This window comes from Hansschlegelia beijingensis, assembly GCF_014196425.1.
GTDB lineage: Bacteria > Pseudomonadota > Alphaproteobacteria > Rhizobiales > Methylopilaceae > Methylopila > Methylopila beijingensis.
Genome location: NZ_JACIDR010000001.1, coordinates 363,790 through 388,940, shown reverse-complemented (window position 1 = coordinate 388,940; position 25,151 = coordinate 363,790). Strand labels below are relative to the sequence as shown.

Annotated in this window: 24 protein-coding genes and 1 tRNA gene; 5 read left to right on the top strand and 20 right to left on the bottom strand. The window is 70.5% G+C overall.

Going from position 1 to position 25,151, the window contains the following annotated elements; all coding sequences use genetic code 11:
• Positions 1 to 14: 14 nt before the first annotated feature.
• Positions 15 to 2,162: a putative bifunctional diguanylate cyclase/phosphodiesterase gene (locus GGR24_RS01800; protein ID WP_183393578.1), complete on the bottom strand. Its 2,148-nt coding sequence runs from the start codon at positions 2,160 to 2,162 to the stop codon at positions 15 to 17.
• A 231-nt stretch (positions 2,163 to 2,393) separates the two neighbouring features.
• On the opposite strand from GGR24_RS01800, the gene GGR24_RS01795 reads away from it, so the two are divergent.
• Entirely contained in the window at positions 2,394 to 3,671 is a 1,278-nt protein-coding gene (locus GGR24_RS01795; RefSeq protein ID WP_183393577.1) for a TIGR03862 family flavoprotein, read from the top strand.
• Here GGR24_RS01795 and GGR24_RS01790 read toward each other — a convergent pair.
• The 14 genes from GGR24_RS01790 to GGR24_RS01725 form a co-directional block, all read right to left on the bottom strand.
• The gene (locus tag GGR24_RS01790; protein WP_183394435.1) at positions 3,626 to 5,002 is read right to left on the bottom strand and encodes a glutamate--tRNA ligase; all 1,377 of its coding nucleotides are present in this window, start codon (positions 5,000 to 5,002) and stop codon (positions 3,626 to 3,628) included. The two genes, GGR24_RS01795 and GGR24_RS01790, sit on opposite strands and share 46 nt — an antisense overlap.
• 180 nt (positions 5,003 to 5,182) lie before the next feature.
• Entirely contained in the window at positions 5,183 to 5,872 is a 690-nt protein-coding gene (locus GGR24_RS01785; RefSeq protein ID WP_183393576.1) for a Spy/CpxP family protein refolding chaperone, read from the bottom strand.
• Positions 5,873 to 5,986: 114 nt separating this feature from the next.
• Positions 5,987 to 7,372, bottom strand: a complete 1,386-nt coding sequence (locus tag GGR24_RS01780) for a class II 3-deoxy-7-phosphoheptulonate synthase (protein WP_183393575.1) — start codon at positions 7,370 to 7,372, stop codon at positions 5,987 to 5,989.
• A gap of 117 nt (positions 7,373 to 7,489) precedes the next feature.
• Positions 7,490 to 8,962, bottom strand: coding sequence for an MFS transporter (locus GGR24_RS01775; protein WP_246397906.1), 1,473 nt, complete (start codon positions 8,960 to 8,962; stop codon positions 7,490 to 7,492).
• Positions 8,959 to 10,323, bottom strand: a complete 1,365-nt coding sequence (gene gor, locus GGR24_RS01770; RefSeq protein WP_183393573.1) for a glutathione-disulfide reductase — start codon at positions 10,321 to 10,323, stop codon at positions 8,959 to 8,961. Before gor ends, GGR24_RS01775 begins: the two co-directional genes overlap by 4 nt.
• A gap of 24 nt (positions 10,324 to 10,347) precedes the next feature.
• Positions 10,348 to 10,839 carry a DUF2059 domain-containing protein gene (locus GGR24_RS01765; protein WP_183393572.1) on the bottom strand — a complete coding sequence of 164 codons (492 nt, stop codon included), beginning with the start codon at positions 10,837 to 10,839 and terminating at the stop codon, positions 10,348 to 10,350.
• Positions 10,836 to 11,564: a ribose-5-phosphate isomerase RpiA gene (gene rpiA, locus GGR24_RS01760; RefSeq protein ID WP_183393571.1), complete on the bottom strand. Its 729-nt coding sequence runs from the start codon at positions 11,562 to 11,564 to the stop codon at positions 10,836 to 10,838. Before rpiA ends, GGR24_RS01765 begins: the two co-directional genes overlap by 4 nt.
• Positions 11,565 to 11,578: 14 nt before the next feature.
• Positions 11,579 to 13,033, bottom strand: a complete 1,455-nt coding sequence (locus tag GGR24_RS01755; RefSeq protein WP_183394434.1) for an NAD-dependent succinate-semialdehyde dehydrogenase — start codon at positions 13,031 to 13,033, stop codon at positions 11,579 to 11,581.
• Between the two features lie 85 nt (positions 13,034 to 13,118).
• Positions 13,119 to 13,304: a DUF2065 domain-containing protein gene (locus GGR24_RS01750; protein ID WP_183393570.1), complete on the bottom strand. Its 186-nt coding sequence runs from the start codon at positions 13,302 to 13,304 to the stop codon at positions 13,119 to 13,121.
• On the bottom strand, positions 13,301 to 14,212 hold the full coding sequence (hflC, locus tag GGR24_RS01745; protein ID WP_183393569.1) for a protease modulator HflC: 912 nt from the start codon (positions 14,210 to 14,212) through the stop codon (positions 13,301 to 13,303). Before hflC ends, GGR24_RS01750 begins: the two co-directional genes overlap by 4 nt.
• The gene (locus GGR24_RS01740) at positions 14,209 to 15,453 is read right to left on the bottom strand and encodes a protease modulator HflK (RefSeq protein ID WP_183393568.1); all 1,245 of its coding nucleotides are present in this window, start codon (positions 15,451 to 15,453) and stop codon (positions 14,209 to 14,211) included. The genes hflC and GGR24_RS01740 overlap by 4 nt, the downstream gene beginning before the upstream one ends.
• Positions 15,454 to 15,590: 137 nt before the next feature.
• Positions 15,591 to 16,109: a dihydrofolate reductase gene (locus GGR24_RS01735; RefSeq protein WP_183393567.1), complete on the bottom strand. Its 519-nt coding sequence runs from the start codon at positions 16,107 to 16,109 to the stop codon at positions 15,591 to 15,593.
• Positions 16,106 to 16,474 carry a hypothetical protein gene (locus GGR24_RS01730; protein ID WP_183393566.1) on the bottom strand — a complete coding sequence of 123 codons (369 nt, stop codon included), beginning with the start codon at positions 16,472 to 16,474 and terminating at the stop codon, positions 16,106 to 16,108. The genes GGR24_RS01735 and GGR24_RS01730 overlap by 4 nt, the downstream gene beginning before the upstream one ends.
• 179 nt (positions 16,475 to 16,653) lie before the next feature.
• The gene (locus GGR24_RS01725; RefSeq protein ID WP_183393565.1) at positions 16,654 to 17,448 is read right to left on the bottom strand and encodes a thymidylate synthase; all 795 of its coding nucleotides are present in this window, start codon (positions 17,446 to 17,448) and stop codon (positions 16,654 to 16,656) included.
• A 167-nt stretch (positions 17,449 to 17,615) separates the two neighbouring features.
• Between GGR24_RS01725 and GGR24_RS01720 the strand changes: the two genes are divergently transcribed.
• Positions 17,616 to 18,893, top strand: coding sequence for an MFS transporter (locus GGR24_RS01720; protein ID WP_183393564.1), 1,278 nt, complete (start codon positions 17,616 to 17,618; stop codon positions 18,891 to 18,893).
• A 5-nt stretch (positions 18,894 to 18,898) separates the two neighbouring features.
• Here the strand turns inward: GGR24_RS01720 and GGR24_RS01715 are convergent, their stop codons facing one another.
• Together GGR24_RS01715 and GGR24_RS01710 are read right to left on the bottom strand one after the other, a co-directional pair.
• Complete coding sequence (locus GGR24_RS01715; RefSeq protein ID WP_183393563.1) at positions 18,899 to 20,569, bottom strand: methyl-accepting chemotaxis protein; 1,671 nt, start codon at positions 20,567 to 20,569, stop codon at positions 18,899 to 18,901.
• A gap of 50 nt (positions 20,570 to 20,619) precedes the next feature.
• On the bottom strand, positions 20,620 to 20,763 hold the full coding sequence (locus GGR24_RS01710; protein WP_183393562.1) for a hypothetical protein: 144 nt from the start codon (positions 20,761 to 20,763) through the stop codon (positions 20,620 to 20,622).
• Positions 20,764 to 20,970: 207 nt separating this feature from the next.
• Between GGR24_RS01710 and GGR24_RS01705 the strand changes: the two genes are divergently transcribed.
• The 3 genes from GGR24_RS01705 to GGR24_RS01695 all read left to right on the top strand — a co-directional run bounded on the left by GGR24_RS01705 (position 20,971) and on the right by GGR24_RS01695 (position 22,872).
• Positions 20,971 to 21,168 carry a DUF3311 domain-containing protein gene (locus tag GGR24_RS01705; RefSeq protein WP_183393561.1) on the top strand — a complete coding sequence of 66 codons (198 nt, stop codon included), beginning with the start codon at positions 20,971 to 20,973 and terminating at the stop codon, positions 21,166 to 21,168.
• Entirely contained in the window at positions 21,158 to 22,690 is a 1,533-nt protein-coding gene (gene mctP / locus GGR24_RS01700; protein ID WP_183393560.1) for a monocarboxylate uptake permease MctP, read from the top strand. The genes GGR24_RS01705 and mctP overlap by 11 nt, the downstream gene beginning before the upstream one ends.
• Before the next feature lie 106 nt (positions 22,691 to 22,796).
• A tRNA-Thr gene (locus tag GGR24_RS01695) sits at positions 22,797 to 22,872 on the top strand.
• Between the two features lie 52 nt (positions 22,873 to 22,924).
• Here the strand turns inward: GGR24_RS01695 and GGR24_RS01690 are convergent.
• The 3 genes from GGR24_RS01690 to GGR24_RS01680 all read right to left on the bottom strand — a co-directional run bounded on the left by GGR24_RS01690 (position 22,925) and on the right by GGR24_RS01680 (position 25,147).
• Complete coding sequence (locus tag GGR24_RS01690) at positions 22,925 to 23,515, bottom strand: NAD(P)H-dependent oxidoreductase (RefSeq protein ID WP_183393559.1); 591 nt, start codon at positions 23,513 to 23,515, stop codon at positions 22,925 to 22,927.
• Positions 23,516 to 23,671: 156 nt separating this feature from the next.
• On the bottom strand, positions 23,672 to 24,670 hold the full coding sequence (locus GGR24_RS01685; RefSeq protein WP_183393558.1) for an Lnb N-terminal periplasmic domain-containing protein: 999 nt from the start codon (positions 24,668 to 24,670) through the stop codon (positions 23,672 to 23,674).
• Between the two features lie 90 nt (positions 24,671 to 24,760).
• Positions 24,761 to 25,147 (bottom strand): hypothetical protein, encoded by a 387-nt coding sequence (locus GGR24_RS01680; protein ID WP_183393557.1) that lies wholly within the window; start codon positions 25,145 to 25,147, stop codon positions 24,761 to 24,763.
• Positions 25,148 to 25,151: the final 4 nt, after the last annotated feature.

Here is a 25,151-nt window from a genome sequence, read left to right as displayed (position 1 = left end):
CGACCGGCGCCTCATCATGCAGTCCGGACCAGCAGCGTCTCGCGCCGGACCAGCTCCACGAGGTCGGGAGCGCGCATGGGCCGCCCGAAATAGAAACCCTGGACCTCGTCGCAGCCCTCGGCGCGCAGATGCGCCACCTGCGCGGCGGTCTCCACGCCCTCCGCGATGACCTCGAGATCGAGGCTGTGCCCGAGATTGATGATGGCGCGCACGATCGCGGCGTCGTTGGCGTCGTTCTTGAGGTTGTCGACGAAGCTGCGGTCGATCTTCAGCCGGTCGACGGGGAAGTTCTTCACATAGGCCAGCGACGAGTAGCCGGTGCCGAAGTCGTCGATCGAGAAGGTGACGCCGCGCTCCTGCAGCGCCTTGAGCTGCCCGACGACCGTGCCGGTGTCCTGCAGCAGGATGGTCTCGGTCAGCTCGAGTTCGAGCCGCGTCGGGTCGAGCTCGGAGGCCTCCAGCGCGTCGAGCACCACCTGCCGGACGTCGACCTTGCGGAACTGGACGCCCGAGAGGTTGACCGCGATGCGGATCGGCGGAAGCCCGAGCTTCGGCCAGGAGGCGGCCTGCGAGCAGGCCTCCCGCAGCACCCACTCGTTGATCGGGACGATCAGGCCGTTCTCCTCGGCGCGCGGCAGGAACTCGCCCGGGCTCACCAGATCGCCGTTCTCCCGCCGCCACCGGATCAGCGCCTCCGCGCCGACGATGCGGCCGGTCGCGAGGTCGACCTGCGGCTGGTAGTGCAGTTCGAACTCATTGCGGACCAGGGCGCGGCGCAGATCGCTCTCCAGCACCGTGATGGCGCGGGCGCTGGTGTCCATGTCGGCCGCGAAGGCGCGGAAGCCGTCGCGGCCGTCCGCCTTGGCGCGGTACATCGCGAGGTCGGCGTTCTTGAGCAGGTCGTCGACGTCGAAGCCGTTGTCCGGGAACAGCGCGATGCCGATGCTGGCCGAGGTCGAGACCTCCTCGCCGTCGAAACGGAACGGGATGGCGAGCGCCTCGCGCACCCTGCGGGCGAGCTCCGTGGTATCGTCGACGGTGAGCACATTGGCCTGGAGGATCGCGAACTCGTCGCCGCCGAGGCGAGCCACCGTATCGCTGTCCCGCACCGTCGCCCGCAGCCGGTCGGCGACCGCGCGCAGCAGCCGATCGCCGACATGGTGGCCGAGCACGTCGTTGATGCCCTTGAAGCGGTCGAGGTCGAACAGGTGCAGCGCGAACTTGCGGTCGGTGCGGCGCGCATGCGCGATCTCGTGGCGCACCCGCTCGTGCAGCAGCGCGCGGTTCGGCAGGTCGGTCAGCGCGTCGTGGTGCGCGAGATGCCGGAGATGGCCCTCCGCCCGCTTGCGGTCCGTGATGTCGAGCGAGGTGGTGAGCACCGCGACGATGTCGCCGGCGGCGTCGCGCAGCGGCGCCTTGGTGGTCAGGAAGCAGCGCCGCTCGCCGCCCCGGGTGACGATCTCCTCCTCGAAGGACGGGATCGTGGCGCCGCTCTCGCAGATCAGCCGGTCGAGCGCCGCGCTGCGGGCGCCGTGCTCGGGCCCGAACATGTCGATCGCCGAGCGGCCGAGCAGCGCCGGCGCCTCGAGCCCCTTCAGGGCGGCCTGGTAGGCGTTGACGAAGATGCAGCGGCCGGCGCGGTCGGCGGCGCTGATCATCGCCGGCACGGTGTCGATCACCTGCGCGAGACGCTCCGAGGAATCGCGCAGCGCCTGCTGGCGCGAGCGCTCGCTGCTGCGCAGCTCCTTCTCGAGCGTCACGGCCCGGCTGGCGATGACCAGCTGCTGGCGGCGCATCTTCAGCAGGTTGCGCGCCCGGGTCAGGAACTCGTGATGATCGACCGGGCTCTGCAGGAAGTCGGTCGCGCCGGCCTCCAGCGCGCTGAGGCGGAAGCTGCGCTCCTCGTAGACCGTCAGCACCACGACGGGGACGTCCTCGCAGCCCCGCAGCGACCGGAAGCGGCGCGTGAACTCCGCGCCGTCGAGCTCCGGCATCTTGAAGTCGGTGATGACGAGGTCGGGCGTGTTCTCCGCCATCCAGGCGAGCGCCTCGAGCGGGCTGCCGAACGCGCGCACGGTCACGTCCGGCTCGATCGACGCCGCGAGTTTGGCGAAGATGTTCCGGTTGGTGACGCGGTCGTCCAGGATGCAGATCAGCGGCATGTCGGTCGTCGAAACCTCTTGGCCGCGCCGGCCTCGCTCGCGTAAACCGTGCGAATGACGATGACTGGCCGGCGCAGGTAGCCGCCGGAAGCCTCTCGTCGGACTGACGCGATCCTGCCCGGTCTAGCAAAAACGCCTTAAAGAAAAGACAATGAGCACTGAGAAATCAGGGGGTAAGCGCCCTGATCGTCGGGCGTTTCTCGTTCGCGCGGTCCGGCCGGATCGGCCCCTGTGACGGACGCGGAAACGGCCCGGCCGGGCTCGCCGCGACGCCGGGTCGCGATCGTCGGAGCGGGCCCCGCCGGGCTGATCGCCGCCGAACGGCTGGCCGCGTCCGGCTGCGCGGTCACGGTCTACGACCGCATGGCCGCGCCTGCGCGCAAGTTCCTGCTCGCCGGCCGGGGCGGCCTCAATCTCACCCATTCGGAGCCGTTCGAGCGCCTGCTGGAGCGATACGGGAGCGCCCGCCAGGCGCTCGAGCGCGCCTTGCAGGCCTTCTCGCCCGCTGAGCTGATCGCCTGGTGCGAGGGGCTCGGGGTCGAGACCTTCGTGGGCACGAGCGGCCGCGTCTTCCCCCGGCCCCTGAAGGCGTCGCCGCTGCTGCGCGCCTGGCTCCGGCGGCTGGCGGAGCTCGGCGTGGAGTTTCGTCTCCGGCATCGCTGGACGGGGTTCGCCCCCGATGGCGGCCTGCTGTTCGAGGCTCCGGAAGGAGCGGTCGCGGTCAAGGCCGACGCGGTGGTGCTGGCGCTCGGCGGCGCCAGCTGGCCACGGCTCGGCTCCGACGGCGGCTGGCTGGAGATCCTGGCGGCTGAAGGCGTCGAGGCGGCGACGCTGCGGCCGGCGAATTGCGGCTTCGTCGTGCGCTGGTCGCAGCATCTCAGCGAGCGCTTCGCCGGCGAGCCGATCAAGCGCGCAGCTCTTTCGTTCGAGGGCCGCCGAGCCCGCGGCGAGGCCATCGTGACCCGCGAGGGGATCGAGGGCGGGCTGATCTATGCCCTCTCCGCGCAGCTGCGCGACGCCATCGAGCGCGACGGATCGGCCCGGCCGCTGCTCGACCTCCGGCCCGATCTCTCGCAGGACGAACTCGCGCGGCGGCTCGCCGCTTCGCGCGGGTCCCGTTCATGGTCGACCCATCTGCGCAAGGCCGCGGCGCTGCCGCCGGTCGCCGTGGCGCTCCTGCGCGAGGCCGGGCCCCTGCCCGAGGAGGCGGCAGAGCTCGCACGGCGCATCAAGAATCTGCCCCTAACCCTTGTCGCGCCTTACGGTCTGGAGAAGGCGATCTCGACCGCAGGCGGCGTGCGCCTGGACCAGATCGACGACCGCTTCATGCTCGTGCGCAAGCCCGGCGTGTTCGTGGCCGGGGAGATGCTCGACTGGGAAGCGCCGACCGGCGGCTATCTGCTGCAGGCATGCTTCGCCACCGGAGCGGCGGCGGCCGACGGCGTCGTCCGCTGGCTGCGCGATCAGCCGTCGCCTTCGGCCGGCGAGGACGAGGCTGCGCGAAGCTGAGCTTCCGTGAGCCGCGCGAGCGCGCGCTCACGCCCGATGAACGGCAGCAGGCGGGCGAGTTCGGGCCCGTGGGGCAGACCCGTGAGCGCGAGCCGGAGCGGCGCGAACAGCGCGCGCCCCTTTCGTCCGGTCGCGGCCGAAAGGCCGGCGGTCCAGCTCTTCCACGTCGTTTCGTCCCAGGGCTCGGCCGGCAGCGACCGCACGGCCTCGGCGAGCAGCGGAACGTCTTCGAGGGCTGGCGACGAGGGCGCGGCCGCCTCGCGCGCGATACGCCACCAGTCCGCGGCCTCCGCCAAGGTCGCGAGGTTGCCGCGCACGGTCTCCCAGAACACGGCGCCGCCGCCCACGCCGAGCTGTTCGAGCCGGGGCGCGACCGCCTGGAAATCGAGCGCATGGACGGTCTTGGCCGAGAGCGCGGCGAGTTCGTCCGGATCGATCCGCGCCGGCGCGCGCGACGGGCGGGCGGACGCGACCAGAGCCGCGAGCTCGCCGAGATCCGCGACCGGCCGCACCGCCTCGGAGCTGCCGATCAGCGCCGCATAGGCTGCGACCGCCAGCGGCTCGACGCCCTGTTCGCGAAGCGATCGCAGCGACAGGCTGCCCTGCCGCTTCGAAAGCCCCTCGCCGTCCGCCCTCGTCAGCAGGTTGTGGTGCGCGAAAGCCGGCGGGGTCGCGCCGAGCGCCGCGAACATGTCGAGCTGGACGGCGGTGTTGGTGACGTGGTCCTCGCCGCGCACCACCGAGGTGACGCCGAGGTCGGCGTCGTCCACGACGCTGCTGAAGACATAGAGGAACGCGCCGTCGTCGCGCACGATCACCGGATCCGAGAGGCTCGCGAGATCGATCTCCTGCGGTCCCCGGAAACCGTCCGGCCAGCCGATCCGGCCTTCGGAGAGCCGGAAGCGCCAGTGCGGCCGCCGGCCTTCCGCCTCGAGCGCCGCCCGTTCCGCCTCCGTCAGCCTGAGCGCGCGCCGGTCATAGACCGGGGGCCGACCCGAGAGCCGCGCAAGCCTGCGCGCCCGTTCGAGCTCCTCCGGCGTCTCGTAAGCCGGGTAGATGCGGCCGGCGGCGCGCAGCCGCTCGAAGGCGGCGCGGTAGATCTCCTCCCGCTCCGACTGGCGGCGCTCCTCGTCGGGCGCGATCCCGAGCCAGGCCAGATCCTCCCGGATGCCCGCGACGAACTCCTCGCGCACGCGCGCCGCGTCGGTGTCGTCGAGCCGCAGGATGAACTTGCCCCCAGCGCGCGCCGGCAGCGCGTTGAGCAGCAGCGTGCGGGCGTTGCCGAGGTGGAGATAGCCCGTGGGCGACGGGGCGAAGCGGTAGACGTTCATGGGGTCAGCCACGCGCAAGCGGGTGTCTCGGGCGAGTTCCTGGTCAGGGTCGGCGCAGGGAAGCGTGGCATCAGGTCGTCTAGCCGCCCGCCCGCCCGCGGGCAATCGCCAGCCCCCAAGAAGAAGGCCCCGCAGCGGACTGCGAGGCCTTCGAGGCTCATGTCCCGCTTGGCGGGACCGCTACTGCTGGTCGGGCTCCGGCGGCCCATCCGGCCCCGGTCCATCGGGCCCATCGGGCCCGTCAGGTCCATCCGGCCCGGGCCCGCCGGCCCCCGGCCCACCGGGGCCGTGCATCGGCCCGTGGCCACGACCATGGAAGCGGCCGCGCATCTCGGCCTCCACCGACTTGACGCGTTCGAGCTGCTCCGGCGTCAGCTTCTGGCGAAGCGCCGCGATCGCGTCCTTCAGGGCCTTGGCCCTGTCGGCCCGCGCTATCGCCCTGTCGGCCATGCGTTCGGCGAGGGCGAAGGCCCCGCCGCCATCATCCGGCTTGTCGCCCTCCGCGGGCGGCTTTGGCCGCAACGGCGAGACGAAGTTGATCGCGGCCGCCGTGAAGGCGCGCCAGGCGTCGAGCTGGTCGGGCCGGATGCCGAGCAGGGTCTCCATGGCCGAAAGACGCTCGGCGAGCCACATCGCGCGGCGCGCGCCGCGCATGCCGTGGTGGGACATGCCGCGCATCCCGTGCATGCCGTGCATCGGCATGCCGCGCATGCCGGGGCCGGGACCGCCTGGCCCAGGGCCGGGGCCGCCGGGACCGCCCTGAGGCGGCGGCGGGGGCGGCGGGGGCCCGGCCTGCGCGGCGGCGAAACCTGCGCCGGACAGGCAGGCGGCGACGGTGAGAACGGCGGGCAGCATCAGACGCTTTCGCATCTTCTTTCCTCCCTGGCGTGTCGGGGACGCCGGTCGGATGACCGTCGCCTTACCCTCTGCCACGAAGTGAACGCTTGAACCCTGCTCGCTGTTCGCCCCCGCCGCGCGTTCCGTTCACTCCGCCGCGATGACCTGCCGCGGCCCGCGCGCCAGACGCTCCTTCTTGAGCTCCTCGGCCACCAGGAATGCGAGTTCGATCGCCTGCTCGGCGTTGAGCCGCGGGTCGCAGTGCGTGTGGTAGCGGTCGTGCAGATCCGAGTCCGAGATCGCCCGGGCGCCGCCCGTGCATTCGGTGACGTTCTTGCCCGTCATCTCGACATGGATGCCGCCGGCGTAGGTCCCCTCGGCGCGGTGCACCTCGAAGAACGCCCTCGCCTCCTGCAGGATGCGCTCGAACGGCCGGGTCTTGTAGCCGGAGGCCGACTTGATCGTGTTGCCGTGCATCGGATCGCACGACCACACGACGCTGCGGCCCTCGGCCTTCACGGCGCGCACCAGGGCCGGCAGGTGGTCGAACACCTTGTCGGCGCCGAACCGCGCGATCAGCGTCAGCCGCCCCGGCTCGTTGTCCGGGTCGAGCGTCTCAATGAGACGCATCAGGTCGTCCGGCTTGAGCGACGGTCCGCACTTCAGGCCGACCGGGTTCTTCACGCCGCGGGCGTATTCGACATGGGCGTGGTCGAGCTGCCGGGTGCGGTCGCCGATCCAGATCATGTGGCCGGAGGTCGCGTACCAGTCGCCGGTCGTGGAATCCACGCGGGTCAGCGCCTGCTCATAGCCGAGCAGCAGCGCCTCGTGGCTGGTGAAGAAATCCGTGGTCTTGAGCTCGGGATGCGACTCCGGGTCGATGCCGCAGGCGCGCATGAAGTCGAGCGCCTCGGCGATCCGGTCGGCGACCTCGCGGTAGCGGCCGGACTGCGGGCTCTCCTTCACGAAGCCGAGCATCCACTGGTGCACGAAATCGAGATTGGCGTAGCCGCCATTCGCGAAGGCGCGCAGCAGGTTGAGCGTCGCGGCCGATTGCCGGTAGGCCTCGAGCTGGCGGCGCGGGTCGGGAATGCGCGCCTCAGGCGTCGGCTCGGTGCCGTTGACGATGTCGCCGCGATAGATCGGCAGCTCGACGCCGTCGATGACCTCGGTCGGGGACGAACGGGGCTTGGCGAACTGGCCCGCCACGCGGCCGACCTTCACCACCGGCGAGGCGGCCGCATAGGTCAGCACCACCGCCATCTGCAGCAGCACGCGGAAGAAGTCGCGGATGTTGTCGGCGGAATGCTCCGCGAAGGCCTCGGCGCAGTCGCCGCCCTGCAGCAGGAAGGCCTCGCCCGCCGCGACCTTGGCGAGCTGACGCTTCAGCTTGCGCGCCTCGCCCGCGAAGACGAGCGGGGGAAAGCTCGCGAGCTGCGCCTCGGCGGCGCCGAGGGCCGCGTGGTCCGGATAGACCGGCGACTGCTCGATCGGCTTGTCGCGCCAGCTCGACGGGCTCCAACGCTCCGACATGTCCTGCTCCATTTGGTCGACCGAGCGGCTCTTCGCGGAAACGACCATGCGTCGCCCGGCCGCAGGCGGCCGCTCGTTGGCGGGCTTCTAGCACCGCCGGCCCGACATCGCCACCCGTCAGTCGCCGGAGACGTGCGGCTCGATCGTGTCGCGCAGCGGGCGCTCGGGCATGGCGGCGAGGCAGCCGAGGCCGATCAGGGTCGCGATCAGGGCCGCGATGAAGGCGAGCCGGAAGTCGGACGGGTCGATGTCGAGCCCCGCCGCCGTCACCCCCTCGCCGCCCGCGCCGAGCACGATCGCGCCGAGGATCGCGACCCCGAAGGCGGAGCCGAGCGAGCGGAGGAAGGCCAGCAGCCCGGTGGCCGCCCCGAGATCGCGCCGGGCCACGGCGTTCTGCACGCTCACCGTCACGGTCGGGAAGATCGGCCCGAGGCCCAGCCCGAACAGAAACAGCAGCCCGTCGGCGAGCGCGAAGGAGCGCATCTCGATCGTCGCCGCGAGAGCCGCCAGGGCGGCCGCCGACAGCGCCAGGCCGAACAGCGCGGGGCGCCTATAGTGCACGAGCTTCGGAATCGAGCGGCCGGTCAGCGCCGCGCCGGAGACCGATCCGGCCGCCATGCCGATCAGGCCGAGAGCGGCGACGTCCGGGCTGACCTGATTCTGCACCTCGAAATAGATCGGCGCGATCGCCGCCAGGCCGACGAAGCTCGCCATGCCCATCGCGACCGTGAGCGTGCCGCACAGCACCACCCTGTCGCGCAGCACCTCGATCGGGATCAGCGGCTCCGCGAAAGTCTTCAGCCGCACGCCGAACAGCAGCCATGACAGCAGCGAGGCCCCCGTGAGGGCGAGCACGGTCGGCGAGAACCAGTCGCCGCCCTGGCGGCCGATCGACAGCGCCAGCATGGCGATCGACGTGCCGAGCACGACGAGCGCCGCGCCCGGCGCGTCGAGCCGGTGCGGGTGGCGGTGGAACGGCAGATCCTTCAGCGGCGCGTTCATCACCCAGAGCGCCGCGACGCCGAGCGGCAGGTTGATCCAGAACACCAGCGACCAGTGCAGGTGCTGCGCGAACACGCCGCCGACGAGCGGACCGAGCACGCTCGCGGTCGCCCACACGGCGGAGATCTGCGCCGCGTATTTCGCGCGCTGCTTCGGCGGGACGAGGTCGCCCATGATGGTCTGGGCGAGCGCGATCAGCCCGCCGCCGCCAAGCCCCTGAAGCGCGCGGGCGAGGATCAGCGCCCACAGGGTCGAGGCCAGCGCGCACAGCACCGACGCCACGACGAAGATCACGACCGCCAGGACCATCATGGTCCGCCGGCCGTGGATGTCGGCGAGCTTGCCGTAGAGCGGCGTGACGGCGGTCGCGGTCACGAAATAGGCCGAGATCACCCAGGGCAGATATTCGATGTACCCGAGGCTCTGCCCGATCGTGGTCATGGCCGGGGCCACGATGGTCTGGTCGAGCGCGGCGAGCAGCATCGCGACCAGCACGCCGACCACAATCTGCCGCTTGCGCGCCTCGGTCAGCGGCGTTTCGCTCGCAGCCTCCCGCGCCGGCCGGGACGCCGTGGCGGCTGGCCTCAAGCCCCCGTCCATTTCGTGCGCAAGGTGACGAGCTCCTCACTGGCCGTGGGATGGAGGGCGACCGTCGCGTCGAAGTCGGCCTTCGTCGCGCCCATCTTCACCGCGATCGCCGCGACCTGAACGATCTCGGCGGCGTCCTCGCCGAGGACATGGACGCCCAGCACCCGGTCGCTCTGCGCGTCGACGACGAGCTTCATCAGCATCCGCCCCTCGGCGCCCGACAGCGTCGCCTTCATGGGCCGGAAGCGGGTCTTGTAGATGTCGATCGCGCGACCGCTTTCGCGGGCCTGCTCCTCGCTCAGGCCGACGGTGCCGATCTCCGGCGTCGTGAAGACCGCCGTCGGCACGTTGGCGTAGTCGATCGACGTCGGGCGGCCGCCGAACAGCGTGTCCGCGAGCGCATGGCCCTCGCGGATCGCGATGGGGGTGAGGTTCATCCGGTTGGTGACGTCGCCGATCGCGTAGATCGAGGGCGCCGAGGTGCGCGAGTATTCGTCGACGGCGATCGCGCCCTTGTGGTCCGGCTCGACCCCCACGGACTCGAGGCCGAGCCCGGCCGTCAGCGGCCGGCGGCCGATCGCCATCATGACCTCGCCCGCCTCGAGCGTCGCGCCGCAATCGGTGCGGACCAGCTTGCCGGCCTCGGTCCGTTCGATCGCGACCACATGGTCGTTCATCAGGAACTTCACGCCGCGCCGGGCCATCGCCTCCTGGACGTCGTCCCGCAGATCCTCGTCAAAGCCGCGCAGCACCTTGCCGCCGCGGTGGATCAGCGTGGTCTCGACCCCGAGGGCCGCGAACACTGAGGCGAACTCGACCGCGATATAGCCGCCGCCCTGGACAATAATTCGCTCAGGCAGCTCAGGGAGATCGAGCGCTTCGTTGGAGGAGATCGCGAGCTCGAAGCCGGGGAACTCCATCGTCACCGGATAGCCGCCGACGGCGATCACGATCGCCCCCGCGGTGATGCGGGAGCCGTCCGCGAGCCGCACCGCGTGAGGGCCGTCGATGACGGCGCGCTGCTGGTGCACGACGACGTTGGAGCGCTCGAGATTGGCTTCGTAGAGACCGGACAGCCGCGCGATCTCCCGGTCCTTGGCGGAGATCAGCGCCGGCCATGAGAACTGCGGCGCCTGCGGCAGGGTCCAGCCGAAACCCTCCGCGTCCTCGAAGGCGTCCGGGAACCGGCTGGCGTAGACCAGCAGCTTCTTCGGCACGCAGCCGCGAATGACGCAGGTGCCTCCGATGCGGAATTCCTCCGCGATCGCGACGCGCGCGCCATGGCCCGCCGCGATGCGCGCGGCCCGAACCCCGCCGGACCCCGCGCCGATCACGAAGAGGTCGACGTCGTACTCACTCAATGCAGTCGCGCTCCTCGCGCCAGGTCACAAGTCGTGACCTTTTTTCTTCAGCTCCTCGCGCAGGCGCGTGACCACGTCCTGGCTCATCTGGCGGCTCCAGGCGTTGGTCTTGTCGTAGCTTTCCTGGAGGATGCCCGGCAGGGCCTTGACCAGCTTCGCGCCGGTCGGGGTCTCGTAGAACGTCTTGATCTCCATGAGCTCCTGCTCGGAGAAGCGGGCCGCGTAGGCCCTCGCGATCTCATCGAGGAGTTGCTCCCGCCGCTGCTCGAACTCCGGGGTCAGGGTCTTGATCGCCTGATCCAGATCGCCCGAGAGCTCCGGGTTGGTGCGGACGAAGGTGCGCTTCGCCTCATCGAGGAAGATCGGCACGATGTCCTTGAAGCTCGAAGCCGCTCCGGAGACCTCGACGACCTGCCTCGCCAGCTTGAGGTCCGCCGCCGAAGCCGGCGCGCACGCCATGACGGCTGCGAACAGAACCGCCGACGCGGCGCGACGCGGAGCGAGCGACAGGATCATGCGATCCTCCTGGGGGATTGCTGGAACTGGGTTGGCTCGATGGTCGAAACGCCGTTCTCGCCGGCGATGATCGCAAGGCTGGCGAGCCCGAGGAACAGGCCGTGCTCGACGACGCCCGGAAGGCTGACAAGCGCGGCCGCGAGCCCCTCGGGATCGTCGATCCGGTGGAAATGGCCGTCGAGAATGACGTGCCCGCTGTCGGTCACAACCGGGCAGCCGTCCTCGGAGCGGCGCAGCACCACCTCGCCCTCCAGCCCGAGTCGGAGCGCGAGCTTGGCGATCGCGCGCAACGTGGACTCCTTGCCGAACGGAACGACCTCGATCGGGAGCGGGAACTTGCCGAGCCGCTCGACGCGCTTGCTCTCGTCCGCGATGACGATCATCCGCTTGCTGGCGCAGGCGACGATCTTCTCGCGCAGCAGCGCGCCTCCGCCGCCCTTGATCAGCCGGAGCTGCGGGTCGACCTCGTCGGCGCCGTCGATGGTGAGGTCGAGCTCCGGCTCGTCCTTCATCGTCGTCAGCGGGACGCCGAAGCGCTCGGCGAGTTCGCGCGTCGCCTCGGAGGTCGGCACGCCGACGACGTCCAGCCCCTGTTCGACCTTCTGGCCTAGCAACTCCACGAAAATCGCCGCGGTCGAGCCTGTGCCGAGGCCGAGCTTCATGCCGGGCTCGACATGCGCGAGCGCCGCCTCCGCGGCTGCGCGCTTGAAATCCTGAATGCTCAAGACGTCCCGTCCTTTCAGCCGGAGATGCCGGCGACGAGCAGATATTTGATGTCGACGAACTCGTCGACGCCGCGCTGCGATCCCTCGCGGCCGTGACCGCTTTCCTTGACGCCCCCAAAGGGCGCCAGCTCGGTCGATATCAGACCAGAGTTGATGCCGACCATGCCGTATTCAAGGGCCTCCGCGACCCGGAATATCCGTCCCACGTCCCGCGCATAGAAGTAAGCCGCGAGACCAAACTCCGTCGCGTTGGCGTATTCGATCGCCTGCTGCTCGGTTTCAAAGCGGAACACCGGCGCGACGGGGCCGAAGGTCTCTTCCCGCGCGACCGCCATGTCTTGCGTGACGTCCGCCACGACCGTCGGCTCGAAGAAGGAGCCGCCGAGCGCATGGCGCTTGCCGCCGGCGAGGACGCGCGCGCCCTTGGACACTGCGTCGCCGAGGTGACGCTCGACCTTCTCGACGGCCTCGAGCGTGATCAGCGGCCCCTGGGTCACGCCCTCCTCGGTCCCGGAGCCGACCTTGAGCCGGGAGACCGCGCGGGTCAGCTTCTCGAGAAAAGCGTCATAGACGCCGGACTGGACATAGATGCGATTGGCGCAGACGCAGGTCTGGCCCATGTTGCGGTACTTTGACACCATCGCGCCCTCGACCGCAGCGTCGAGGTCGGCGTCGTCGAAGACGATGAACGGCGCGTTGCCGCCGAGCTCCAGGGCGACCCGCTTCACGCCGGCCGCGGCCTGGCTCATCAGGATCTTGCCGACCTCCGTGGAGCCCGTGAAGGACACGACCCTGACCGCCGGGTGGCTGGTGAACACCTTGCCGATCGCCGCCGCGTCCTGTCCGGTGACGACGTTGAAGACGCCCTTCGGGAACCCCGCCTCCTCGGCGAGGCGCGCCAGCGCGAGCGCGGTGAGCGGCGTCTCCATCGCGGGCTTCACCACGAAGGTGCAGCCGACCGCGAGCGCCGGCGCGCATTTGCGCGTGATCATCGCCGCCGGGAAGTTCCACGGCGTGATCGCCGCCACCACGCCGGCCGGCTGCCGCAGCACCAGGATGCGCGCGTCGGCGCGGTGGGTCGGCAGGGTGTCGCCCGAGACGCGTTTCGCCTCTTCGGCGTAAAACTCGATGAACGAGGCGGCGTAGTCGATCTCGCCGCGGGCCTCGGCGAGCGGCTTGCCCTGCTCGCGCGTCATCAGGAGCGCGAGCTCCTCCTTGTTGGCGATGACGAGATCGAACCAGCGCCGGAGGATCGCGGACCGCTCCTTGGCGGTCTTCGCCGCCCACGGACGGAACGCGCGCTGCGCGGCGTCGATCGCCTGCGCGGCGTGCTCCGCGCCGAGATCAGGCACGCGGCCGACGAGACGGCCGGTGGCCGGGTCGGTCACCGGCTCGGTCGGCTCGCCCACAAGCGCGCCGTCGATATAGGCCTGCATGAGATGCAGCGCAGGGTCGGTCGGACCGTCCATCCGGGCGAGCTCCATGGCGGGGACGGCGCGGTTTAGCACGACGTCCCGCCACGCGGCCAGAGCATGCCTGACCGGGAGGCTGCCCTCAGCCGCGGACCATCCAGACGATCAGGACGCCGAGCGCGGCCGAAGCCACTCCGATCAGCCGCAACGTTTGATCCGGAGTGGCCACGATGTTCTGGCTGGCGCGCTTCGCGGCCCCGGGGAACCCGGCGAACACAAGTCCCTCGATCGCCAGGACCAGCCCGAGAGCCGCGAAGAAGTCCGTCATTGCGCCGGCGGCGCGCCTGTCGGCGCGGCCGGCGCGCCCTGGGCGCCAGCGGGCTGCTGGAAGAACCGGAGGAACGCGTTGTCGGGCGCCAGCACGAGCCGGGTGCCGTTCTTCAGCGCGGTCTCGTAAGCCTGCATCGAGCGGTAGAACTCGAAGAAGCTCTGATTGGAGCTGTAGGCCTCGGCGAGGATCCGCGTCTTCTCGGCCTCGCCCTGGCCGCGCACGATGTCCGCGTCGCGGTTGGCGTTGGCGATGATCACCTGCGAGTCGCGGTCGGCGCGCGCCCGGATGCCCTGCGCCTGCTCGGCGCCGCGGGCGCGGATCTCAGCCGCCTCCTGCGCGCGCTCGGACTCCATGCGCTCGAACACCGCCTTCGAGTTCTGCTCCGGCAGGTCCGCGCGGCGGATCAGGACGTCGACGACCTGGATGCCGAAGCGGTCGGCCTCGCGGTTCGCCTGGTCCCGGATGCGCTCCATGATCTGATCGCGCCGGTCGCGCACGATCTGCTGGAAGGTCGAGGAACGGATCACCTCCAGGAGCGCGTCGGTGAGCACGTTGGTCAGCCGCGCATTCGCCTGCTCGATCGACCCGACCGCCTGCCTGAAGCGCAGCGGGTTGGTGATGCGGTAGCGCGAGAAGGCGTCCACCACGAGCCGCTTCTGGTCGTTGGTGGTGGCCTCCCGCTCGGGCATGTCGAGGTCGAGGATGCGCTTGTCGATCCGCGTCACGGTCTCGATGAAGGGCATCTTCACGTGCAGGCCCGGCTCGGTGACGGTGGCGACCGGCTGGCCGAAGCGCAGCACGATGACCTGCTGGGTCTGGTAGACGGTGTAGAGCGCGCTGTAGAGCGCGACCAGCGCGAACAGGACGATCGCGGCGAAGAAGCCGCCAAACACGCTGCGGTTCATTGCGCGGCTCCCGTCGCTTCGGCCGCGGGAGCGTTGCGCCCCGACTTCTGCAGTTGATCAAGCGGCAGGAACGGCACGATGCCCTGCCCGCTCGCCTTCGGATCGATGATCACCTTGTCGACGGCGCCGTAGATGCGCTCCATGGTCTCGAGGAACAGCCGTTCGCGGGTGACGGCCGGCGACTGGTCGTAGGCGGCGGCGACCTCGCGGAAGCGAGACGCCTGGCCCTGCGCGGCCGCGACCACGGAGGCCTTGTAGCCCTCCGCCGCCTGGGTCGCCTGGGCCGCCTTGCCGCGCGCTTCCGGCACGACGCGGTTGGCGTAGGCCTGCGCCTCGTTGGTCAGACGGATGCGGTCGGCCTGCGCCACCTGCACCTCGCGGAAGGCGCTCAGCACCTCGCTCGGCGGCGCGATCTTCTGGAGCTGGACCTGGGTGATGTCGACGCCGGCGCGGTAGCTGTCGAGCGTCTTCTGCATCAGCTCGCGAACGGCCGCGGCGGTGACCGCCGCAGGCTGCGCCTCGACCTGCGGGCCGACGGGTTCGACCGGCGGCGCGTCGGGTGCCAGCGGCTGGGCCACGCTCTCGGTCTCCGGCGTGCCCTCGGTGAGGATCTGCTGGAGGCGCGAGCGGCCCACCACCTCGCGCATGGAGCTCTCGGCGACGGCCTTGATGGTGGCTTCGGGATTCTCGAGGTTGAACAGATAGTCGGCGGCGCCGCTCGGCTGGCCGGTCGCGCCGTTGGCGGGCTTGATCACCCAGACGACCGAGAAGTTGACGTCGACGATGTTCTCGTCGCCGGTCAGCATCAGGCTCTCCTGCGGGATGTCGCGGCTTGCGCCGCGCGTTCCGCCGGGGCCGCTGCGCATGCCGACCTCGATCGAGTTCTGCGTGGTGACCTTGGGGGTCAGCACGGTCTCGATCGGATAGGGAAGATGATAATTCAGGCCCGGCTGGGTGGTGCCGACATACTTGCCGAAGCGCAGCACGACGCCCTCTTCATCCGCCTCCACCTTGTAGAAGCCGGAGAGGCCCCAGCCGATCAGGCCGAGGAAGACGAGGGCGAGAAGGCCACGGCCGCCGCCGCCGCCGCCCGGCAGCATCGTGCGGAACCGCTCCTGGGCGCGGCGCAGCATGTCCTCGAGGTCCGGAGGGGTCGGTCCCGGCTGCTGCGGGCCCTGCCCCCAGGGTCCGCCCTGGTTGCGCCACGGCCCGCCGCCGCCACTCTGGTTGCTCCAGGGCATCAAGACTCCTTGCTACGTCAGTGGCCGGCGGGCGCAGGATATACCCGCTGCGCGCGCGTTCAACGCCGGCGCTCAGCCAGTGGGGCGCCGGCGCCGGCCCGTCAATCGGAATTCGGCATGGATCCGATCACGTCCTCTCAAGCGCCACGTGTGCGGACCAAGTCCCGGAAGGTGAAGCCATACTCGTCCCGGCCGCCGGCCGCATGCTCCTCGCGGAAGGTCTCGCGCCACTGGGAGGCGTCGTATTCCGGGAACAGCACGTCGCCGTCCGGGGCGGCGTCGATCTCGGTCAGGTGCATCACGGTCGCCAGCGGCAGGGTCAGCTCGTAGATCTCGCCGCCGCCGACGCTGATGATCTCGTCCGCCCCCATCCCCTCCGCGATCGCCTCGGCGAGGCCCAGCGCGTCCTTCAGGTCGTGGGCGACATGCACGCCCTCCTCCTGGAAGGCCCTGTCGCGGGTCAGCACGATGGTCTCGCGCCCGGGCAAGGGCCGCCCGATCGCCGCATGACTGCGGCGGCCGACGATCAGCGGCTTGCCCCAGGTGATCGCCTTGAACCGCTTCAGGTCGCTCGGGAGCCGCCAGGGCATCCCGTTGTCACGGCCGATGACCCGGTTCGACGCGACCGCCGCGACGATTGCGATCGGAACCCTCACTCGATCGGCCGTCCGCGCAGGCACAGCGGCGTCCAGAGCTTCTGGACGGTCGCGGTCTCGCCTGCGTTCAGCGTCTCGATCGCCGCGTCGCCGGAATTGTAGCGATACACGAAGCGCACGAGGCTCGGCTTGTCGCGGCCGATATAGATCGTGGCCTGGCCGCAGACCGCCTCGTCCTTGCCGTTGGTGCGGCGGCGGAAGTTCTCGAAGCCGAAGCGGGCCGGCTGGCCGGCGTAGGCCGACTTCAGCTTGGCCCGAAGAGCCTGCTCGGTCTGCGCGAACACGGCCGGCGTGCTGAGCGCGAACGCCGTTCCCACGCTTCCGGCCAGCAGAGCGGCCGCCAGCGCCGCGATCCTGAGGTTCATCTCTGTCCGTCCCTGTCCCCGAACGCGCGGGCGATGGCGCGTTGTCCACCAGAACCTGTGAGTCGGGCCGCCCCGGCCCCGCTCACGCGATACACCGTCTGGACGTGGCTCGCCACGTCCCTGAAGGCCTTCCAATACCCGTTCCCGCGCCGGAACGGGGTCGGCCGGCCGCGCGGCGCCTATACGGCGACCGGCGCCTTGATGGCCGGATGCGGATCGTAGCCTTCGATCGAGATGTCCTCATAGGCGACGTCGAACAGCGAGCGGACGGCGGGGTTCAGCCGCAGCCTCGGCAGGGGCCGCGGGTCGCGCGTCAGCTGTTCGCGGGCCTGCTCGACATGGTTCAGGTAGAGATGGACGTCGCCGAAGCTGTGGATGAAGTCGCCCGGCTCAAGCCCGGCGTCCCGCGCCGCCAGATGGGTCAGCAACGCGTAGGACGCGATGTTGAACGGCACGCCCAGGAACACGTCCGCCGAACGCTGGTAGAGCTGGCAGGAGAGCCGCCCCTCCGAGACGTGGAACTGGAACAGGCAGTGGCATGGCGCCAGCGCCATATCGGGCAGATCGGCCGGGTTCCAGGCCGACACCACGAGACGGCGCGACGACGGGTTGCGGCGAAGCTCCGCCAGCACGCCCGCCAGCTGGTCGATCGCGCGGCCGTCGGGCGCCGCCCAGGAGCGCCACTGCTTGCCGTAGACCGGCCCGAGATCGCCGTTGGCGTCCGCCCACTCGTCCCAGATCGTGACGCCGTTCTCCCGCAGATAGCCGACATTGGTGTCGCCGCGCAGGAACCAGATCAGCTCGTGGATGATCGACTTGAGGTGCAGCCGCTTGGTGGTGACGAGCGGGAAGCCGCGGCTGAGGTCGAAGCGCAGCTGCGCGCCGAAGATCGAGAGCGTGCCGGTGCCGGTGCGGTCCTCCTTGCGCGCGCCCTCATCGAGGATGCGGCGCAGGAGCTCGAGATAGGCTTGCATCGGAATCGTCCGTCGTTTCCCGCCCGACCTTAGCGCCGCCCGCACGGCTTTGCGATGCGGGGCCGCACACAGGTGAGGCGTATGGCCGCCATGCGCGGCTGCTGCATTGCAACAGACGGGGGACAGGCCCAGCTTCGCCGGCTCTGCCGATATCACGCCGAGCGCCTATGACCGCCGCCGAGCGCCGCCTTTCCGATCCCGCCGACCTCGCCGCCGCCGAGGCCGAGCTTGCGGCGGCGCCGATGGAAGCGCCTCATGGCGCCGCCCTCGGGCAGCTCGCCCTGGCGATCGGCGGATTCGCCATCGGCACCGGCGAGTTCGCCGCGATGGGGATTCTCCCGTCCGTCGCGACGGCCGTCGACGTCAGCATCCCGGAAGCCGGCCACATGATCTCGGCCTATGCGCTGGGCGTGGTGGTGGGCGCGCCCGCGATCACCGTGGCGCTCGCCAGGGCGCCGCGGCGGATGCTGCTGATCGGTCTGATGGCGGTGTTCGGCGTCGGCAACCTGCTCAGCGCCCTCGCCTCCAGCTACGAGAGCGTGATCGCCGCCCGCTTCATCGCCGGCCTGCCCCACGGGGCCTATTTCGGCGTGGCCATGCTGGCCGCGGCCGCGCTCGTGCCGCCCGCCAGGCGCGCCCGGGCGGTGGCGAACGTGCTGCTCGGCCTGAGCGTCGCCAATGTCGTGGGCGTGCCGTTCGCGACCTGGCTCGGGCAGGAATTCGGCTGGCGCACGACCTTCCTGGTGGTGGCGGCGCTCGCCGCGCTCACGGCCCTGTCGGTGCGGCTGTTCACGCCCGAGATCCCGGCGCCGGAAGGCGCCAGCCCGCGCCGTGAGCTCGGCGCGCTGCGCCGGCCGCAGGTCTGGCTGACGCTGGGCGTCGCAGCGATCGGCTTCGGCGGCATGTTCGCCGTCTACAGCTACGTGACGCCGACGCTGACCGACGTCACCGGCCTCAGCCTGTCGATGGTGCCGCCGATGCTCGCGCTGCTCGGGCTCGGCATGATCGTCGGCAACGTCGCGGGCGGCTGGCTATCGGACAGGGCGCTCAAGGCGACGCTGGTCGGGGCGCTGGTCTGGAACGGCGCGGTGCTGGGCGCGTTCGTGTTCACCTCGGCGGCGAGCTGGAGCGCGGCGATCAACCTGTTCCTGATCGGCGGCTGCATCGCGATGGGGCCGGCGCTCCAGACCCGGCTGATGGACGTCGCGGGCGACGCCCAGACGCTCGCGGCGGCGCTCAACCACTCCGCCTTCAACCTCGCCAACGCGCTCGGCGCCTGGCTTGGCGGCGCCGCGATCGCGATGGGCTTCGGCTGGACCTCCCCCGGCGCGGTCGGAGCGCTGCTCGCGGTCGCCGGGGGCGTCGTGCTGTTCGCCTCGTTCCGCCTGGAGGCGGCCGAGCGCCGGCGCGGCGCGCCGGAGGCGGCCAGTCGGTTGGCGGCGTAGCGGTCTCAGGCGGCGCGGACGCCGACCAGGAAGCCGTCGACCTCCTGCTCGAGACGCGCCGACTGGCGGGCGAGCTCGCCGGCCGCGGAGTTCACGTCCACCGCGCCCTGGCCGGCCTCGCGCGCCGCGATCTGCATCTGCGAGACGTCGGAGCTCACCTGCTGCGTGCCGGCGGCCGCCTGGCTGACGTTGCGCGCGATCTCCTGAGTGGCGGCGCGCTGCTGCTCCACCGCCGCGGAGGTTTCGGTCGCGATGTGGTGGACGTCGTCGATGATGCCGGCGATCTCCTGGATCGCGCCGGCGGTTCCGTTGGTGGCGTCCTGGATGGCGCCGATCTGGGCGGTGATCTCCTCCGTCGCCTTCGCGGTCTGTCCGGCGAGATCCTTGACCTCGGCCGCCACGACCGCGAAGCCGCGCCCGGCCTCTCCGGCGCGCGCCGCCTCGATCGTGGCGTTGAGCGCGAGCAGGTTGGTCTGCTCCGCGATGCTCTGGATGAGCGACACGATCTCGCCGATCTTGCGCGAGCCGTTGACCAGCACGTCGACCCGCTCATGGGCGCGCCGCACATTGTTGACGGCTTCGGAGGCCGCGCCGGAGGTGCGCTCGACCTGGCGGCCGAGCTCCTCGGCGCAGGTCGCGAGTTCCTCGGTCGCGGCGGCGCAGGCCTGCATGGCGGCGGAGGTCTCGTTCGCGGCGAACAGCGCGGCGGCCGACTGGCGCGTGGTCTGCTCGGCGTTGGCGGCGAGGCCGCGGGAGGTCGCCTCCATCTCCTGCGCGGCCGCCGAAAGGCTCTGCACCAGTTCGCCGACGCTGCCCTCGAACGTGCGGGCGAGCCCGTTCATCTCGCTGCGGCGGCCCGCGGCGCGCTGGCTGTCGGCCTCCGCCTGCCGGGCGCGCAGCGTCTCCGCCTCCTCCATCGCGGCCGCGAACACGCGCATGCTGCGCCAGATGTCTCCGATCTCGTCCGCGCTCTCCTTCACCGCCGGGAGGCGGTAGTCGCCGGCGGCGAGCCGCTGGATCGCGCCCGTCACGCCGCGCAGCGGCCGCACGATCGTGCGCTGGGCCACGAAGAAGGACAGCGCAAGGGCGCCGGCCACGCCGCCGATCGACAGCAGAAGAAGAAGCGTGATTGTTCGGGCGTAAAGCTCCTCCTCGGCGGCGTTGATCGCCCGCTGCTGGTCGAGGTTCCTTCGCGTCAGGGCGTCGATGCTGGCCTGGAACGCCTTCCGGTTGGAGCGGTTCGCCTCGTTGTTGCCCTGCTCGTTGGCGGCGCGCGGCGAAACCTCCGCGGCGAGGCGCACGGTCTCGGTGCGGAACTCCCGGAACCGGGCCACGTCCCGGGCCACGGCCTCGAACAGCTCGCGGTCCTGCTCGTCAACGATCGCCCGCCACCGGTTCAGCAGTTCGTCGATCGCGTCGAGCGAGGCCATCACGCCCGCCCCGAAGGGCTTCGCGCTCGCCGAGTCCTCGGCCGCGTAGATGCCGCGCGCGTCCATCACGGTCGCGGTGACGAGCCGGTTGAGCCGCTCGCCGTTCAGCGCTTCCGTGTCGGCGTGCTGGGCGGCGACGAAAGCGGTCCGCAAGCTTGAGAGCGAGTAGAGGCCGACACCGGTCAGCGTCGCGGCCACGAGGCCGAGCGAGCCCACAAGGGCGAAGATCTTGGTGCTGATACGCATGGAGGACGTGTCCGGCGGGAACAATTCTACTAAAAGGCGCGATCCGCCGTTTATTTCAGTTTAACGACGCTCTTCTGCTCGAAGAATTCTTCGAAAGCGCGGGTCTCGCGCGCGGCCGCGCGCTCGAGTGCGTCGATGCGAAGTTCGCCCTGCAACGCCGCATGCAGAAGTTCGCCGCCATGGAGCGGCGCCATGCCCTTGACCGCATGGGACGCGCCGGAGATCGCAGAAGAAGCGGCCGCGCGACGTCAGCGGGCCGCGCGGCCGGCCGGACGGCAAAGACTGGCGACGGAACGTCTCCCGCGACCCGCCAGGAGGCCCCGCCCGAGCGCCGCGACTTGACGGGCCGCGCCGACTCCCCAAACCGCTATCACAACTTCGTTATCGGCTGGGAGGTAAGGATGGACCGTCGGAAGCCGCGCGCAGCCTTGTGGCTGCTGATCATTCCCTATGTCGGGCTGCTCTACCCGGCCTTCTACAACCACCTCGAGCCGAGGCTGTGGGGCTTCCCGTTCTTCTACTGGTACCAGCTCGCCTTCGTGCCGATCACCGCGCTCCTGACGTACGTCGCCTATCGGAGCGTGCGCGATGACGACTGATCCGGCGGCCGCTCCGGCGGTCTGGACGCCGACGCTCAACTATCCCGCGCTCGCCGTCTTCCTGTTCTTCTTCCTGCTCGTCACCCTGATGGGCTTCGTGGCGGCGCACTGGCGGAAGCCGGAAACGCTCGCCCATATCGACGAATGGGGCCTCGGCGGCCGCAACTTCGGCACCTGGATCACCTGGTTCCTGGTCGGCGGCGACTTCTACACCGCCTACACGGTGATCGCGGTGCCGGCGCTGGTCTATGCGGTCGGCGCCTACGGCTTCTTCGCCCTGCCCTACACGATCGTGGTCTATCCGTTCGTCTTCCTCGTGATGCCGCTGCTGTGGAAGAAGGCCAAGGGGATGAACTACGTCACGGCCGGCGACATCGTGCACGGCAAGTACGGCTCGCGCGCGCTGGAGCTCGTCGTGGCGATCACGGGCGTCGTCGCGACGATGCCCTACATCGCGCTCCAGCTGATCGGCATGGAGGCCGTGATCAAGGCGCTCGGTCTGGCGGGCATCTCGCTCGGGCCGATCCACAATGTCCCGCTCACGACCGCCTTCCTGATCCTCGCCTTCTACACCTACTCCTCGGGCCTCCGGGCCCCCGCGCTGATCGCCTTCGTCAAGGACATCATGATCTACATCGTGGTGATCGTGGCGGTCGTCGTGGTGCCGATGAAGCTCGGCGGCTACGGCGCCGTGTTCGACAAGGCGGGGGCGGATTTCGCGGCCGCCGGCAAGGGCGGGCTGCTGCTCGGCGGAAACCAGATGGCGGCCTACGCCACGCTGGCGTTCGGCTCGGCGCTCGCGGCCTTCATGTATCCGCACACGCTGACCGGCATCTTCGCCTCCAACAGCGCCAACACGATCCGAAAGAACGCGGTGCTGCTGCCGGCCTACACGCTGCTGCTCGGGCTGATCGCCATGCTGGGCTATATGGGCCATGCCGCCGGCATCAAGGTCGCCACCAACAACGACATCGTGCCGGCGCTGTTCGACACGCTGTTCTCCGGCTGGTTCGCGGGCTTCGCCTATGCGGCGATCGGCATCGGCGCGCTGGTCCCGGCGGCCGTCATGTCGATCGGCGCCGCGAACCTCTTCACCCGCAACTTCTGGAAGGCCTACGTCAATCCGCAGGTCACGCCTGCGGGCGAGGCCGCCGTCGCCAAGATCACCTCGCTGGTGGTCAAGGTCGGGGCGCTGCTGGTGATCGTCTACCTGCCCACCAAGTTCGCGCTCGACCTGCAGCTGCTCGGCGGCATCTGGATCCTGCAGACCCTGCCGGCGCTGGTGTTCGGCCTCTACACCAGCTGGTTCCGCGCCCCCGGGCTGCTGGCCGGCTGGGCGGTGGGCTTCGCGAGCGGCAGCTGGATGGCCTGGGGACCGGAGGGCCTGAAGCCGCTGCAGGCGCTGCCGTTCGGCGGCCCCGCCGGCGTCACGGTCTATATCGGGCTGGTGGCGCTCGCGCTGAACGTGGGCGTCGCGGTGGCGGTGAACCTCGTCACGGCGCGCCGCACGGCGCTCGCCTGACGCGACATACGGCCGACGCTCTTGTGATCGGCCGCCTGTCGCTGCAAAAAGCTCCGGACGCGCCGTCAGGCGTGTTCGGAGCGAGAGCCAGACAGAACGAAGATCCGCCGCGTTAGCTCAGTTGGTAGAGCACCTGATTTGTAATCAGGGGGTCGCGGGTTCGATCCCTGCACGCGGCACCATCACTCTCTTGGCATCGCGCGCCCCGGTCTGGGGGGCCCGACTAGTCAGGCCTCAACCGGCCACGACGGCTCGACCGATGCTTTCCGCACGGTCCAGAGCCGCGCGCGGGAACGGCGCGTCTGAAGGGGTGAGCAGGTCCGAGCTCAGGACGCGAGCGCCGCAATAGCCGAAGACGCCGTGGTCTATCTGCGTCCGCATGGCCTCGGCGTAGCCGTGCCGGTCGTAGACGCCCTCATCGGCCCCGCCGATGGCGACCAGATGGACGGCGAGGCGTCCCAGCATCTTCTCGATCGACCCGTCGGGCCGCTCGTTGAAGGCCCAGCCGCCGGTGAACACGCGGTCGATCCAGCCCTTCAACTGCGCGGGCATCGACCACCAGTGGACGGGAAACACCAGGACGAGGGCGTCCGCGCGGTCGATCCGCGCCTGCTCGGCCAGAACGTCGGCCGGAGCGCTGGCCTCCCCTCTGAAGAAGGCCAGATCGTCCGCCTTGTGCCGCGGGTCGAAGCCTTCCGCCGCGAGGTCGGCGATGCTCGCCGCATGGCCCGGGCCCGCCCCCTTCACGGCGTTCGCGATGATCGTCGCGACGGCGTGCGTCAGTGAGCCCGGATCGGGGTGGGCGACGACGATCAATGCGCGCACATGTCTGCTCCGGACAGAGGGATGGAAAGGTCGAGCGCAGCTGACGCCCTCAGGCGCCGGCCGCGGCCAGATCATCTAGGCGGGGTTGTGCTCCGACGAAGCCCCGCGGCGCTGTCGTATGGCTCGACCGGCGCCGCCTCAGGCGAAAGCCTCTGGTCAGGGCTCACGGCGGATCGCCTCGGAATAGTCGGCGCCGGGCGGCGCGGCCTTCGCCTTCGTGCTGATCTCCGCCCGTCGCCGCAGCGCCTCCAGGGGCATGTTCCACAGCAGCACGCCCTGATCGGCCAGGTAGCCCGGCAGATACCCGGATAGGAGAATGCGCCAGTCCGACGGAATTCCCGGCTCGATCAGACGGGCGAGATCGAACGCCACGGTGGTGCAGTTGGCCGTGAGGGTGTTGTAGAATTCGGGCTCCCGGGCCAGGGCGTCGCCGGTCTCCACATAGCTCCGGAACAGGGCCGCCGCCGCCGGTTTCGGCAGCCTCAGCGGATAGAGGTAGGCGCGCTCGCCCCGGGCGTTGGTGCGCAGGTACAGGATGTCCCGCTCCTCGGCTGCGATGAGCGCCAGCTCATAGGTCTTGAAGAAGCCCGCGAGGGAAGAAAACTGCTCGTGCGTCTCGCGGCGTATCTCGATCGAGAACACGACGCGCCGGCCGTCCGAGAACCCGAAGCTCACCAGCGTGTGGGCGATCGCCTCCGTGCCCCAGTAGGAGAGGATGACGTCGGTCTCCCTCAGCTCGGACAGGTCGTATCGCTCGGTCTTCCACCGCTCTTCGGCGTCGGAGGCGTCGCGCCACGCGAAGTCCCTGACGTTCTCCAGGGTGGCCACATCGCCCTCGATGCGCCCAGTGACGGTCCGCGCGACGTCCGGCGCCCAGTCGCGGTCCAGCCGGGGCTCGATCGACAGCCACCAGGCGCCGAAGGCCGCGAAGGCCGCCGCGATCAGGATGAGGCCGAGCCTCGTCCGGCGCCACGCGAACCGGGCCAGGAACACGAGAAGCGCGGCCCAGGCGACGACCGCCGCCAGACGCCAGCGGTCGTCGTCCCCCGCCTGATGCCACAGGGCCAGGCAAGTCCACGCGGAAAGGGCGAGGAACGCGAGGGCGACGGCCGCCCTGCCCATGACGCCGAAGGCGACCCGGGCGCGGCGTCTCATCGGGAGGCGGGCGTCTGGCCGCCGGCGGCAAGGCTGGGACCGGTCGCCCGCATGACGACCGGTCCCTCGGCGATCTTGGCGGGGTTCAGGCTAGGGCCGAGGTTCAAGCAGCCGCTCGGCTTCCGTCACCAATTCGGCGCAGCGGTTCTCGTCGCCGTCCCGCGACGCGATCCGGGCCTCGTTCAGCCGGGCCTTGGCCTGCAGGACCCCGTCCCCTCCGCCCGCGGCCTCTTCAGCCGCGCGCTCTCCCTGGGTTTCGGCGCCCCCTGCGGCCGAAGACCTCCCGTCCACGGCCTTGGCCTCCCGGCGGGCGCCCGTCTCCTTGCCGCTGGTGGACGCGGAGATCGCCTCCCGCCCCTCGTCGACGAGGCGCGGCTCCAGCGCGGCGATCCTGTCCTGGCAGGGCTGAGCCGAAGCGGATGAGGCGGAGATCGCGGCGCAGGCCGCGAGCGCGTAGGCGTATCGACGCATCTTCATGACC